The sequence below is a fragment of the Streptomyces sp. NPDC039609 genome (genome assembly GCF_055596705.1).
In genome coordinates this window covers 64,771-78,626 of record NZ_JBVIUJ010000014.1, presented here as the reverse complement: position 1 = coordinate 78,626, position 13,856 = coordinate 64,771, and the positions used below count along the sequence as shown (strand labels likewise).

Sequence of the window (13,856 nt, the reverse complement as noted above, 5' to 3'; positions counted from 1 at the left end):
ACGACCGTTGAGTATTCTTCTGTATCTTCGCACATGGGTTTCCTCCACTTCTGAGGGCAACGTAGTTCTTGCTCACGTGGCGAGCACTCCCGGCTCCGCCATTAGGAGCAATGGAGTAGCCCCCGCTGCGCCTAAGTCTGCAACCTGATCCCATGCCAGATGCCAGTGTGAAGTACAGGCCCGAGCAATATCCGGTCACCGACGACGAATTGGCTGAGTGGACGCCCGTCAGGAATGATGCGGGGAAGATCCTGCGGGTCAACGGTTCCTGCCCGAGCTGTGGGCACGACACCGTGCAGCCCGTGCAAGGTCACGTGATGGACCGTCTGGCTGCGGGCGCTGGAGGGGCGCCGCCGAATCTGCCTCCGTCGGCTCGTATGACCAGAGTCTGTGAGTGCGCTTGCGGACAAGATCACACGGACACCGCAGATCCGCCTGGCCATTGGCCCAGCTGCGGCAGATGGTGGCTCGTGAGCGTTGCTCTTGATCCCAGACCGCAGGGCCAGCAAGTGCGAGCTGCTTCGGACGCTTCCTTGCTTGCAGCGGCGCGTGCGGCGCAGGAACTGGTGGCGACTGAAGAAGGCAAACTGCGGTCCTCGGCGGAGAAGTGGATCGCGGGCGTGACGGCGCTATTCGGCCTGTTCGGTCTGGCCGGCCTTGTGGTGGGCAAGGACACGTTCGTCGGCACGCAAACGGAGACTCGTGTGGTTGCCGGGGTGGCTGCCGGGCTTGCTGTCGGCACGGCCGCATGGGCGATTGTGCTGGTTTACCGGGCGGCATTCGGGTGGCCGACGGACGTTGACATCAGCAACGACGAACTCCTGACCAAGTGGTTCGAAGGGCGCCGTGGCTACCTCAGGACAGCCTTGGGTGATCTCAAGAACGGTGTGCGCCTTTCCTTGCTTTCACTGGTCGGCTTGGTCGTGGCCATCGGGTGTATCTGGTTTTCGCCTCGGGATACTCCAGTGCCTCAAGTGCAAGTGACGCGCCAGGACGACTCGCAGGTGTGCGGCAAGGTCGTCGATACCACGACTGATGGCGAACTGCGGGTCAGACGCCAAAGCGGTGGGATTGAAGCGATCAAAGGGACGGACCTCAAGGCCGTCAAGAACGTGGGCTCCTGCAAGTCCTAGCGCTCCGCGGCTTCCGCCTGATCGCGGAGCAAGGCGCCTGTCTCGACGTGGTGACCCAGTTGCGGCGGGTGGCATTCAGTTCATTGATGGCCGCTGCCTCACACGCTGCTCACACGGGAATGGCGATGGACAGCCAGAGAGGGCGGGAGTCAGTGAGACTGACTCCCGCCCTCTTCCTTCGGCATCCGCCCTGGTCAGCGCTTGATTTTTGCTGATCCTGGGCAAGTGCCCCCGGCAGGATTCGAACCTGCGCACACGGCTCCGGAGGCCGTTGCTCTATCCCCTGAGCTACGGGGGCGTCCGCCGTGTTCGGCGGCGACGGGTAGAACCCTACCAGCATCCGAGCAGTGCCTGTGAACAGGTATTTCCGTCGCGTCACCGACCCCTCGTTCCCCCTCACGGGTCGGAAGTGGGCAAAACCCGGACGCAGCCCCTTCCCGCGACCTACTCTCGTCTGTGTGTCAGGCGTGTCCGGTCGGGTGCTCGTTGTCGATGACAACCGGGTGATCCGGCAGTTGATCAGGGTCAATCTCGAACTCGAGGGGTTCGAGGTCGTGACCGCGGCCGATGGTGCCGAGTGTCTGGATGTCGTGCATCAGGTCTGTCCTGATGTCGTCACCCTCGACGTCGTCATGCCCCGCTTGGACGGGTTGCGTACCGCCGAGAAACTGCGGTCCGATCCGCGGACCAGTCATGTGCCCGTAGCCATCGTCAGTGCCTGTACGCAGCACGAGATGGACAGCGGTGTCGCGGTCGGCGTCGACGCGTTCCTCGCCAAGCCCTTCGAGCCCGCAGAGCTCGTCCGCGTCGTGCGGCAGCTCATGCACCGGGAGCGCGGCGAGCGGCGTGACGCACAGGAGGGGCCTTCTGCCGTAGACGGCAGACACGGGGCCGGACGCGCCGGCAGCCCCAGCGGGTCCCATTAGGGCGTGGGCTGCCACATGGGCTGGGGTCGTCGGTGAGCGCGACCCGCCCATGCGCCCGCCCCCTCCTGCCCGCATTGCGAAACCGGTTCGCGTTCCGACCCCCCTTCTCCCATACGCTTGTCCCGTGACCCCCGCGGACCTCTCCCTCACCGTGCTGCACGCCGTGCGCCGTGCGGTCGACGACGGTGCGCTGCGGGTCGACGGCGGAGACCTGCCCCGGCACATCAAGATCGAGCGGCCCCGGCCCGGCGGGCGTGGGGACTACGCCAGCAATGTGGCCCTGACCCTCGCTCGCGCGGCTCGGCGCACGCCCCTCGATGTGGCCGCCATTCTCCGGGACCGGCTCCACCACAGCCCCGAGCTCGCCGCCGTCGACATCACCGGGCCCGGGTTCCTCAACTTCACCCTGCGCCAGGGGGCGCAGCAGGACCTCGTGCGCGAGATCCTCCGCCAGGGTCACCGGTACGGGTGGCACCGGCCCGACCCGGCCCGACACCAGACCGGAGACCGAACCGGAGACCCGGCCCGACACCAGACCGGAGACCGGACCGGTCACGGGACCCGACACCGGACCGGACACGAACTTGTCCACCGCGCCGATCTCCGCGCCGCCGTCACCGCCGACTCCGTGCAGCGCATCCTCGCCTCCCAGGGCATCCCCGTCCGCACCCACTGCCAGGGCGTCCCCGACCCCGACTGGGCCCTCCTCGGCGTGCGGGTCGAGGACCGAGGCGAGCAAAGCCACCGAGGCGAGCAGAGCCTTCCCGCCGACATCGCGCCCCTTCCCGTTCCCGACTCGCCCCGCGGCCTCGTCCGCCGTCTCGGCGTCGACGCCGCCCGTTGGGGGCTCCTCTCCGCCGCCTCGCACGACCGGGCCCGGCTCGGTGACGAGCTCCTCCGTCAGCACGAGGACAACCCCCTCTTCCGCGTCCGGTACGCCCACTCCCGTACCCGCGCCCTCCTTCGTAATGCCGAGCAGCTCCAGTTCTCCAGCCGGCCCGACCCCGCCCCCGCCGTCCAAGACGCCGGCACCCCCGCCGTCGCCACCCCCGACGACGCCCCCGTCCTCACCCGCGCCCTCGGCGACCACCCCGTCGTCCTCGCCGGCGCCGCTCGCCACCGTGCCCCCGATCGGGTCGCCCGGCACCTCGAAGTCGTCGCCGATGCGCTGCTCGACTTCCAGCACACCGTCCTGCCCCTCGGCGACGAGAAACCCTCGGCCGCCCATCGATCCCGGCTCGCGCTCGCCGAAGCCGCCGGGGTGGTGCTCGCCGGTGGCCTCTCCCTGCTCGGCATCAGCGCACCCGACCAGATTTGAAAGATTGCAGACATGAGCCGTTCCGCCCACCCCGCCGGGCCCCGTCACGCCGACGTCCTCCCCGAAGGGCACTACACCGCCCCGCCCTCCGACCTGAACCTCCTCGACCCCAAGGTCTGGGCCAGGACCGTCGAGCGCGACGACCGCGGCGTCGTCTCCGTCGGCGGCATCGGAGTCGACGAGCTCCGCGAGCAGTTCGGCACCCCCGCGTACTTCCTCGACGAGGCCGACTTCCGTGCCCGCTGCCGCGCCTGGGCCGACGCCTTCGGCACGGACGCCGACGTCTTCTACGCCGGCAAGGCCTTCCTCTCCCGCGCCGTCGTGCGGTGGCTGAAGGAGGAGGGGCTGAATCTGGACGTCTGTTCCGGCGGCGAGCTGACCACCGCCCTGTCTGCCGGGATGCCCGCCGAGCGCATCGCCTTCCACGGGAACAACAAGTCCCAGGAAGAGATCCAGCGCGCCGTCGAGGTCGGCGTCGGGCGCATCGTCCTCGACTCCTTCCAGGAGATCGTCCGCGTCGCCCACATCGCCCAGTCCCTCGGCAAGCGGCAGCGCGTGCAGATCCGGGTGACGGTCGGCGTCGAGGCCCACACGCACGAGTTCATCGCCACCGCCCACGAGGACCAGAAGTTCGGCATCGCCCTCGCCGGAGGACAGGCCGCCGAGGCCGTCCGCAGGACCCTCAGGCTCGACGGGCTCGAGCTCATCGGCATTCACTCGCACATCGGGTCGCAGATCTTCGACATGGCGGGCTTCGAGGTGTCCGCCCGTCGCGTCGTCCAGCTGCTCGCCGAGGTACGCGACGAGCACGGCGTCGAGCTCCCCGAGATCGACCTCGGCGGCGGCCTCGGTATCGCCTACACCTCCGAGGACGACCCCCGCGAGCCGCACCACATCGCCAAGGCCCTCACCGAGATCGTCACCCGTGAGTGCGAGGCGGCGGGACTCCGTACGCCGCGCATCTCCGTCGAGCCCGGACGCGCCATCGTCGGACCCACCGCCTTCACCCTGTACGAGGTCGGCACCGTCAAGCCCCTCGAAGGGCTGCGGACGTACGTCAGCGTCGACGGCGGCATGTCGGACAACATCCGCACCGCGCTGTACGACGCCGAGTACAGCGTCGCCCTGGTGTCGCGGACGAGTGACGCCGAGCCCATGCTCACCCGCGTCGTCGGCAAGCACTGCGAGAGTGGCGACATCGTCGTACGGGACGCGTTCCTGCCCGCCGACATCGCCCCCGGCGATCTCATCGCCGTACCGGCCACCGGGGCGTACTGCCGCTCCATGGCCAGCAACTACAACCACGCACTCCGCCCGCCCGTCGTCGCTGTGCGCGACGGCGAGGCGAAGGTGATCGTCCGGCGTGAGACGGAGGAAGATCTCCTGCGTCTCGATGTCGGGTGATGAAATAAGCGTCTCAGGATCCGGACGAGGGACAGAAACCCTCGTCCGGTGAGTGAGACTGGTCCAACCGTAGAGATACGAAGTAGTACGAGAAACGAGGTCGGATGATGCGTACGCGTCCGCTGAAGGTGGCGCTGCTGGGCTGTGGTGTGGTCGGCTCAGAGGTGGCGCGCATCATGACGACGCACGCCGACGACCTCGCCGCGCGCATCGGCGCCCCGGTCGAGCTCGCCGGCGTGGCGGTCCGCCGCCCGGACAAGGTCCGTGAGGGCATCCCCGCGGAGCTGATCACCACCGACGCCACCGCCCTGGTCAAACGGGGCGACATCGACGTCGTCGTCGAGGTCATCGGCGGGGTCGAGCCCGCCCGCACCCTGATCACCACCGCCTTCGAGCACGGCGCCTCCGTCGTCTCCGCCAACAAGGCGCTCCTCGCCCAGGACGGCGCGAGCCTCTACGCCTCCGCCGACCAGCACGGCCAGGACCTGTACTACGAGGCCGCCGTCGCGGGCGCCATCCCGCTCATCCGGCCGCTGCGCGAGTCCCTCGCCGGCGACAAGATCAACCGCGTGATGGGCATCGTCAACGGGACCACCAACTTCATCCTCGACCGGATGGACACCAATGGTGCCGGGTACTCGGAAGCGCTCGACGAGGCCACCGCCCTCGGGTACGCCGAGGCCGACCCGACCGCCGACGTCGAGGGCTTCGACGCCGCCGCCAAGGCCGCCATCCTCGCCGGGATCGCCTTCCACACCCGCGTGCGCCTCGACGACGTCTACCGCGAGGGCATGACCGAGGTCACCGCGGCCGACTTCGCCTCGGCCAAGCGCATGGGCTGCACCATCAAGCTGCTCGCCATCTGTGAGCGCTCCGCCGACGGCGGCTCCGTCACCGCGCGTGTGCACCCTGCGATGATCCCGCTGAGCCACCCGCTCGCCTCCGTCCGCGAGGCCTACAACGCGGTCTTCGTCGAGGCGGAGGCCGCCGGGCGGCTCATGTTCTACGGCCCCGGCGCCGGCGGTTCTCCGACCGCCTCGGCCGTCCTCGGCGACCTGGTCGCCGTGTGCCGCAACAAGCTCAACGAGGCCACCGGCCCCGGCGAGTCCGCGTACACCCAGCTGCCCGTGAGCCCCATGGGCGAGGTCGTGACGCGGTACCACATCAGCCTCGACGTGGCCGACAAGCCTGGCGTACTCGCCCAGGTCGCGACGGTCTTCGCCGAGCACGGCGTATCCATCGATACGGTGCGCCAGCAGGGCAAGGACGGCGAGGCCTCCCTCGTCGTCGTCACCCACCGCGCGCCCGACGCCGCCCTCTCCGGGACCGTCGAGGCGCTGCGCAAGCTCGACACCGTGCGCGGTGTCGCCAGCATCATGCGTGTTGAAGGGGAGTAAGGACCCATGACCAGCAAGGGCACCCACCAGTGGCGCGGCATCATCGAGGAGTACCGGGACCGCCTTCCGGTCACGGACACGACGCCCGTCGTCACGCTCCGTGAGGGCGGCACGCCGCTCGTCCCCGCTCAGGTCCTCTCCGAGCGCACGGGCTGCGAGGTGCACCTCAAGGTCGAGGGCGCCAACCCCACCGGTTCCTTCAAGGACCGCGGCATGACCATGGCCATCTCCAAGGCCAAGGAGGAGGGCGCGCAGGCCGTCATCTGCGCCTCCACCGGCAACACCTCGGCGTCCGCGGCGGCTTACGCGGTACGCGCCGGGATGGTGTCCGCCGTCCTCGTGCCGCAGGGCAAGATCGCGCTCGGCAAGATGGGCCAGGCCCTCGTGCACGGCGCGAAGATCCTCCAGGTCGACGGCAACTTCGACGACTGCCTCACCCTGGCCCGCGCGCTCTCCGAGAACTACCCGGTGGCGCTGGTCAATTCGGTGAACCCGGTCCGTATCGAGGGCCAGAAGACCGCCGCGTTCGAGATCGTGGACATGCTGGGCGACGCCCCCGACATCCACGTCCTGCCCGTGGGCAACGCCGGCAACATCACGGCGTACTGGAAGGGGTACCGGGAGTACGCCGCGGACGGTCTGGCGACGCACACCCCGCGGATGTGGGGCTTCCAGGCCTCCGGCTCCGCGCCGCTCGTGCGCGGCGAGGTCGTCAAGGACCCGTCGACCATCGCCACCGCGATCCGGATCGGAAACCCGGCCTCCTGGGACTTCGCGATCGCCGCGCGGGACGAGTCCGGCGGCTTCATCGACGAGGTGACGGACCGTGAGATCCTGCGCGCCTACCGGCTGTTGGCCTCTCAGGAGGGTGTCTTCGTCGAGCCCGCCTCCGCCGCGTCCGTGGCCGGTCTGCTGAAGGCCGCCGAGCAGGGCAAGGTCGACCCGGGCCAGCGGATCGTCTGCACGGTCACCGGCAACGGCCTGAAGGACCCCGACTGGGCCGTCGCCGGCGCACCCCAGCCGGTCACCGTCCCGGTCGACGCGGCGACCGCCGCGGAGCGCCTCGGCCTGATCTGATCGGTCCGCCCGGCGTGATCGGACTCGGTGCAAGAGGCCGATCCGCCCCGCCCGGCCCGATCGGCCTCTTGATCTGGCCTGATCCACCTCTGCCTGGCCTGATTCGGCCCCTCCGAACGGAGGGGCCACCGGGTGAAACCCGATCAGGAACGTACATAGGCGCACAGGATGGCTCGCGACACGCATCGTGCGCCTCCTGTGCGCCCTATGTCGCCACAGAACCTTCCTTCGATAGGCTGTACCCAACCCGCCCCGTTGCATATGCGCGGTGTCGTTGCCGTTGTCGCCCCCGAGGCAGAAGCGGCCCCCGGGTTTCCGTGTACTTCTCTTGAAATCCCGTTGTCGCAAGTCAAGGAGAGTCATCGAGCGATGGCCGGTCCCGCGTTCCGCGCCGCCGCCGTACGGGTGCGCGTTCCCGCCACCAGCGCCAACCTCGGCCCGGGCTTCGATGCCTTCGGCCTGTCGCTGGGGCTCTACGACGACGTCGTCGTCCGGGTCGCCGACTCCGGGCTGCACATCGACATCGCCGGAGAGGGCGCCGACACGCTCCCGCGCGACGAGAGCCACCTGCTCGTACGCTCCCTGCGCACGGCCTTCGACCTGCTCGGCGGGCAGCCGCGCGGCCTCGAGGTCGTCTGTGCCAACCGCATCCCGCACGGCCGCGGCCTCGGCTCCTCCTCCGCCGCCATCTGTGCCGGCATCGTCGCCGCCCGCGCCGTGACCATAGGCGGCGACGCCCGCCTCGACGAGGCGGCCCTCCTGGAGCTCGCCACGGAGATCGAGGGGCACCCCGACAACGTCGCCGCCTGTCTTCTCGGCGGCTTCACGCTCGCCTGGACCGAGTCCGGTGCCGCGCGGGCGATCAGGATGGATCCCTCGGATTCCATCGTTCCGGTGGTTTTCGTCCCCGGGAAGCCCGTCCTGACCGAGACCGCCCGCGGTCTGCTGCCGCGCACCGTCCCGCACGTCGACGCCGCGGCCAACGCCGGGCGTGCCGCGCTCCTCGTGGAGGCGCTGACCCGCCGCCCCGAGCTGCTGCTCGCGGCCACGGAGGACCGGCTGCACCAGGAGTACCGGGCCCCTGCGATGCCCGAGAGCATCGCCCTTGTGAACCGGCTGCGGGCGGACGGAGTCCCCGCGGTCATCTCCGGCGCGGGCCCCACGGTGCTCGCGCTGGCCGAACACGGGACGGCCGACAAGGTCGCCCGGCTGGCGGGAGAGGGATGGGCCGCGAACCGGCTCGATCTCGACGTGTCCGGAGCGAGTGTTCTGCCGCTCGCGCCGTAGGGACACGTGATTGCCGGTGATGGAGAGGGGGAATGTTTGTTGGAGCCGGTAGTGTTAACCTCAAGTCAGCACCCGGCGCCTTTGAGGCGCGGTGCTGAGTGTCCCCATCCGGGACCACCGATTCTTCCGGGAGCCTCCCCAACTGCCTGAGCAGCCTGCCTGAGCAGTTTCGAGCACGCTCCGGAACCGGCACGACACCCCTCGCTCTTCCCAGGTGAGGGCCGAGCAGGGGGCCTCGGGCCGGACCCACAGCACGTCTTTTTCTCTTCCGCCGTACCCGGCGGGACCACCGCCCCGACACGGTCCACAAGCCAGGACCGCTGCCGGACAGCACAACCGGTCGCCGAGCCAGATGGCCGACGTCCGCTCCAGGGAAGGACCCTTCGTGAGCGACACCACCGATCTGATGGGCGTGACTGCCGACAGCAATGTCGACAACGCCGCGCCCGCCGCAGGTGCTGCCACTGGCACCACCGCACGGCGCCGCCGCTCCGGCACCGGCCTCGAGGGCATGGTCCTGGCCGAGCTGCAGCAGGTCGCGTCCGGCCTCGGCATCAGGGGCACCGCGCGGATGCGCAAGAGCCAGCTGATCGAGGTCATCAAGGAGGCGCAGGCAGGTGGCGGTTCTTCCGCCCCCGCCAAGGCCGCAGCCGACACGGCTGAGACCAAGCCGAAGCGCCGCGCCACCTCCAAGGCCCGCACGGCCGAGGGCGCCGCCGAGACCGCTGCCCCCAAGGCGGAGAAGGCCGAGAAGGCCGTCGCCCAGCAGCAGATCGACATCCCCGGCCAGCCCGCCTCCGACGACCAGCCGGCCGGCGAGCGCCGCCGCCGCCGGGCCACCGCGCCCGCCGGCAGCCCGGAGGGCGAGGCCAAGGCCGAGACGGCCCAGGCCGTGAAGACCGAGGCCAAGGCCGAGGCCCGAACCGAGGCCCGTACGGACACGTCCGCCGACGCCAAGGCCGACGCCGCCGTCGACACCGCCGAGGGTCGCGGCCGCCGTGACCGCGGCGAGCGGGGCGAGCGCGGGGAGCGCCGTGACCGCGGCGACCGTCAGCGCGACCGCCGTGACCGCGGCAAGGGCGACGACCAGCAGGGCGGTGGCCAGGGAGGCCAGCGTCAGCAGCGTCAGGGCGGCCAGCAGCCGAACACCGGCCCGCAGGACGACTTCGACGACGAGGGCGGCCGTCGTGGCCGTCGCGGCCGCTACCGCGACCGCCGTGGCCGTCGTGGCCGCGACGACTTCGCGACCGGCGAGCCGCAGGTGTCGGACGACGATGTCCTGATCCCCGTCGCGGGCATCCTCGACATCCTCGACAACTACGCGTTCATCCGGACCTCCGGCTACCTGCCCGGCCCGAACGACGTGTACGTCTCTCTCGCCCAGGTCCGCAAGAACGGCCTGCGCAAGGGTGACCACGTCACCGGTGCCGTGCGTCAGCCGAAGGAGGGCGAGCGTCGCGAGAAGTTCAACGCGCTGGTCCGCCTGGACTCCTCGAACGGCATGGCCGCCGATTCCGGCCGTGGCCGCCCGGAGTTCAACAAGCTGACCCCGCTCTACCCGCAGGACCGGCTCCGTCTGGAGACCGACCCGGGCGTGCTGACCACGCGGATCATCGACCTCGTGTCGCCGATCGGCAAGGGCCAGCGAGGCCTGATCGTGGCCCCGCCGAAGACCGGCAAGACCATGATCATGCAGGCGATCGCCAACGCGATCACGCACAACAACCCCGAGTGCCACCTGATGGTCGTCCTGGTCGACGAGCGTCCGGAAGAGGTCACCGACATGCAGCGGTCGGTCAAGGGCGAGGTCATCTCCTCGACCTTCGACCGCCCGGCCGAGGACCACACCACGGTCGCCGAGCTGGCCATCGAGCGCGCCAAGCGTCTCGTGGAGCTGGGTCACGACGTGGTCGTCCTGCTCGACTCGATCACCCGCCTGGGCCGCGCGTACAACCTCGCGGCGCCGGCCTCCGGCCGCATCCTGTCCGGTGGTGTCGACTCGACCGCGCTCTACCCGCCGAAGCGCTTCTTCGGTGCCGCGCGCAACATCGAGGACGGCGGCTCGCTGACCATCCTGGCCACCGCGCTGGTCGACACCGGCTCGCGCATGGACGAGGTGATCTTCGAGGAGTTCAAGGGCACCGGCAACATGGAGCTCAAGCTCGACCGGAAGCTCGCCGACAAGCGCATCTTCCCGGCCGTCGACGTCGACGCCTCGGGTACGCGTAAGGAAGAGATCCTGCTCGGCAGCGACGAGCTCGCCGTCACCTGGAAGCTGCGCCGTGTGCTGCACGCGCTCGACCAGCAGCAGGCGATCGAGCTGCTCCTCGACAAGATGAAGCAGACGAAGTCGAACGGCGAGTTCCTGCTCCAGATCCAGAAGACGACTCCCGGAGCCGGCAACAACGACTGACTCCAGAGACGTCCGTCACACGGCGGGGAGCCTGCCCCTGGGGTCGTAACCCCGCCGTGACCTGGACAAACGTCACCGCGCCCACCGTGCCTCGCACGGTGGGCGCGGTGCGTTGCGGTCCGTCGCTCTTCGAAACCTCACAGGTTCCTATGCAACCCTTTTGGGCGCTTCGCCGTCACAGAAGGTGAAACTAGGACCTGAGGTAGCAGATGAGTCAGCAGAGCTGGGGAGCCCGAATACCAGGCGGCGGCAACGGCCGCCGGCGCAAGCCGCCCACCAAGGGCCGGCGCGCGGTGACCGTCGCCGCCTGGGGCGCGGCCGTGCTCGTCGTGGTCGGCGGCTCCGGACTCGGCTACGTCTACTTCAAGCTGGACGGCAACCTCAAGGGCGTCGACATCAACGCCCAGCTCGGCACCGAACGCCCCGAGAACGTCGACAACGGCTCGATGGACATCCTCGTCCTCGGCTCCGACTCCCGCTCCGGCGACAACGGCGCGTACGGCAAGGACGAGGGCGGGGCTCGCTCCGACACCGCGATGATCGTCCACGTCTACGAGGGCCACAAGAAGGCCAGCGTCGTCTCCGTACCGCGCGACACCCTCGTCGCGCGGCCCGCCTGCACCGACGGGCAGGGGAACGCCGTCGCCGGCGAGAAGCGCGCGATGTTCAACACCGCGTACGAGGTCGGCGGCCCGGCCTGCGCGGTGAAGACCGTCGAGTCGATGTCCGGCATCCGCATGGACCACTACATCGAGGTCGACTTCACCGGCTTCACCAAGCTGATCGACAAGCTCGGCGGCGTGGACGTCACCACGACGCAGCGCATCACGGACGACAAGAGCCACCTCGACCTCGAGCCGGGCACCCACACTCTCGACGGTGAGCAGTCCCTCGGCCTGGTCCGCACCCGAAAGACCGTCGGCGACGGCAGCGACCTCGGCCGCATCCAGCTCCAGCAGGCCTTCATGAAGGCGTTCATCGAGCAGGTCAAGGACGTCGGCGTCCTCACCAACCCCAAGAAGCTCCTGGACATCGCGGACACGGCCACCAAGGCCATCACGCCCGACTCCGAGCTGGACTCCGTCAACGAGCTCATGGGCTTCGCCAAGGGGCTCTCGAAGATCGGCGCCGAGGACGTCCACATGGTCACGATGCCGGTCCGGTACGACCCCGCCGACCCGAACCGCGTCCTACCGCTGGAAACCCAGTCGCAGCAGGTCTGGCAGGCACTCAAGGCCGACAAGCCCATTCCCGCCTCCGCGACGAAGGACACGGCCACGGGGCAGGCCGACGGAGTCGTGAAGTAGCCCTCCGCAAGGCCGGGCGTACGCCCCTCGACCGCCCGGAATAGTTTCACCACGGACCCGGTTTTGGGAGATACGGCCGGTCCTGGCAGACTGGTACGTCGGCTCCGGTTCACGCAGGTGCAATCCGCACGGCGACCCGGCGCCCTCCCGAAACTAGGAGACACCTTGAAGCGCGAGATCCACCCCCAGTACGTCGAGACCCAGGTCAGCTGCACCTGTGGCGCGTCGTTCACCACCCGTAGCACCCTGACCGAGGGCACCATCCGTGCCGAGGTCTGCTCCGAGTGCCACCCGTTCTACACGGGCAAGCAGAAGATCCTCGACACCGGCGGCCGCGTCGCCCGCTTCGAGGCCCGCTTCGGCAAGGCTGCGGCCAAGAAGTAGCACGTCACTGCGCCGGTCCTTGGTCGCTCCCGCAGGGGGGACCGGACCGGCGCTTTGCCGTCCCCGCAGTCCGTTCGTACGAAAACCAGGAGCCCCCGATGTTCGAGGCGGTCGAGGAACTGATCGGCGAGCACGCCGATCTCGAGAAGAAGCTCGCTGACCCTTCGGTCCACGCGGACCAGGCCAACGCGCGCAAGCTGAACAAGCGTTACGCCGAGCTGACCCCGATCGTCGCCGTCTACCGTTCGTGGAAGCAGAACGGTGACGACATCGAGACCGCCCGCGAGCTGATGCACGACGACCCCGACTTCGCGGCCGAGGTCAAGGACCTGGAGAAGCAGCGCGAGGAGCTGACCGACAAGCTTCGGCTGCTGCTCGTCCCGCGCGACCCCAGCGACGACAAGGACGTCATCCTGGAGATCAAGGCCGGCGCGGGCGGCGACGAGTCCGCCCTGTTCGCCGGCGATCTGCTGCGGATGTATCTGCGCTACGCCGAGCGCGTCGGCTGGAAGACCGAGATCATCGACTCCACCGAGTCCGAGCTCGGCGGCTACAAGGACGTCCAGGTCGCGGTGAAGACCAAGGGCGGCAACGGCGCGACCGAGCCCGGCCAGGGCGTCTGGGCGCGGCTGAAGTACGAGGGCGGGGTGCACCGTGTCCAGCGCGTGCCCGCCACCGAGTCGGCCGGCCGGATCCACACCTCCGCCGCCGGTGTCCTCGTGACCCCCGAGGCCGAGGAGATCGACGTCGAGATCCATGCCAACGACCTGCGGATCGACGTGTACCGCTCCTCCGGTCCCGGCGGCCAGTCCGTCAACACGACCGACTCCGCGGTTCGCATCACGCACCTGCCGACCGGCATCGTCGCCTCCTGCCAGAACGAGAAGAGCCAGCTCCAGAACAAGGAGCAGGCCATGCGTATCCTGCGGTCCCGGCTGCTCGCCGCCGCGCAGGAGGAGGCCGAGTCCAAGGCCGCCGACGCCCGTCGCAGCCAGGTCCGTACCGTCGACCGGTCCGAGAAGATCCGTACGTACAACTTCCCGGAAAACCGGATCTCGGACCACCGCGTCGGCTTCAAGGCGTACAACTTGGACCAGGTGCTCGACGGCGACCTGGACGCGATGATCCAGGCCTGCGTCGACGCCGACTCTGCTGCGAAACTGGCCGCCGCGTAAGTTCCGTAAGCCCCACCCCGTACCACGGAGGACCA

At 69.4% G+C, this 13,856-nt stretch carries 11 protein-coding genes and 1 tRNA gene; 11 read left to right on the top strand and 1 reads right to left on the bottom strand.

Annotated elements, in window-relative coordinates:
- The first annotated feature begins 470 nt into the window (after positions 1–470).
- Positions 471–1,133 (top strand): hypothetical protein, encoded by a 663-nt coding sequence (locus ACZ561_RS33150; protein WP_471002239.1) that lies wholly within the window; start codon positions 471–473, stop codon positions 1,131–1,133.
- A 226-nt stretch (positions 1,134–1,359) separates the two neighbouring features.
- Here ACZ561_RS33150 and ACZ561_RS33145 read toward each other — a convergent pair.
- A tRNA-Arg gene (locus ACZ561_RS33145) sits at positions 1,360–1,431 on the bottom strand.
- A gap of 169 nt (positions 1,432–1,600) precedes the next feature.
- Here ACZ561_RS33145 and ACZ561_RS33140 point away from each other — a divergent pair.
- The 10 genes from ACZ561_RS33140 to prfA all read left to right on the top strand — a co-directional run bounded on the left by ACZ561_RS33140 (position 1,601) and on the right by prfA (position 13,821).
- Positions 1,601–2,059, top strand: coding sequence for a response regulator (locus tag ACZ561_RS33140; protein WP_471002566.1), 459 nt, complete (start codon positions 1,601–1,603; stop codon positions 2,057–2,059).
- A gap of 124 nt (positions 2,060–2,183) precedes the next feature.
- Positions 2,184–3,377, top strand: coding sequence for an ArgS-related anticodon-binding protein NrtL (nrtL, locus tag ACZ561_RS33135; protein ID WP_471002236.1), 1,194 nt, complete (start codon positions 2,184–2,186; stop codon positions 3,375–3,377).
- Positions 3,378–3,389: 12 nt separating this feature from the next.
- On the top strand, positions 3,390–4,781 hold the full coding sequence (gene lysA, locus ACZ561_RS33130) for a diaminopimelate decarboxylase (protein WP_471002233.1): 1,392 nt from the start codon (positions 3,390–3,392) through the stop codon (positions 4,779–4,781).
- A 104-nt stretch (positions 4,782–4,885) separates the two neighbouring features.
- Entirely contained in the window at positions 4,886–6,178 is a 1,293-nt protein-coding gene (locus ACZ561_RS33125; protein WP_355107956.1) for a homoserine dehydrogenase, read from the top strand.
- A gap of 6 nt (positions 6,179–6,184) precedes the next feature.
- The gene (thrC, locus tag ACZ561_RS33120; RefSeq protein ID WP_329115889.1) at positions 6,185–7,255 is read left to right on the top strand and encodes a threonine synthase; all 1,071 of its coding nucleotides are present in this window, start codon (positions 6,185–6,187) and stop codon (positions 7,253–7,255) included.
- 369 nt (positions 7,256–7,624) lie between these two features.
- Positions 7,625–8,542: a homoserine kinase gene (thrB, locus tag ACZ561_RS33115; RefSeq protein WP_158990478.1), complete on the top strand. Its 918-nt coding sequence runs from the start codon at positions 7,625–7,627 to the stop codon at positions 8,540–8,542.
- Between the two features lie 385 nt (positions 8,543–8,927).
- The gene (rho, locus tag ACZ561_RS33110; protein ID WP_471002227.1) at positions 8,928–10,955 is read left to right on the top strand and encodes a transcription termination factor Rho; all 2,028 of its coding nucleotides are present in this window, start codon (positions 8,928–8,930) and stop codon (positions 10,953–10,955) included.
- Positions 10,956–11,164: 209 nt separating this feature from the next.
- Entirely contained in the window at positions 11,165–12,262 is a 1,098-nt protein-coding gene (locus ACZ561_RS33105) for an LCP family protein (protein WP_471002224.1), read from the top strand.
- A gap of 165 nt (positions 12,263–12,427) precedes the next feature.
- A complete protein-coding gene (gene rpmE, locus ACZ561_RS33100; RefSeq protein WP_376433449.1) occupies positions 12,428–12,646 on the top strand; it encodes a 50S ribosomal protein L31 in 219 nt (72 codons plus the stop codon).
- Positions 12,647–12,744: 98 nt separating this feature from the next.
- Entirely contained in the window at positions 12,745–13,821 is a 1,077-nt protein-coding gene (gene prfA / locus ACZ561_RS33095) for a peptide chain release factor 1 (RefSeq protein ID WP_361672528.1), read from the top strand.
- Positions 13,822–13,856: the final 35 nt, after the last annotated feature.

Excerpts from the sequence above, each read along its gene's own strand:
- ACZ561_RS33125 (WP_355107956.1), top strand. The coding sequence starts at position 4,886 with ATGATGCGTACGCGTCCGCTGAAGGTGGCGCTGCTGGGCTGTGGTGTG.
- lysA (WP_471002233.1), top strand. The coding sequence starts at position 3,390 with ATGAGCCGTTCCGCCCACCCCGCCGGGCCCCGTCACGCCGACGTCCTC.
- ACZ561_RS33105 (WP_471002224.1), top strand. The coding sequence starts at position 11,165 with ATGAGTCAGCAGAGCTGGGGAGCCCGAATACCAGGCGGCGGCAACGGC.
- prfA (WP_361672528.1), top strand. The coding sequence starts at position 12,745 with ATGTTCGAGGCGGTCGAGGAACTGATCGGCGAGCACGCCGATCTCGAG.
- thrC (WP_329115889.1), top strand. The coding sequence starts at position 6,185 with ATGACCAGCAAGGGCACCCACCAGTGGCGCGGCATCATCGAGGAGTAC.
- thrB (WP_158990478.1), top strand. The coding sequence starts at position 7,625 with ATGGCCGGTCCCGCGTTCCGCGCCGCCGCCGTACGGGTGCGCGTTCCC.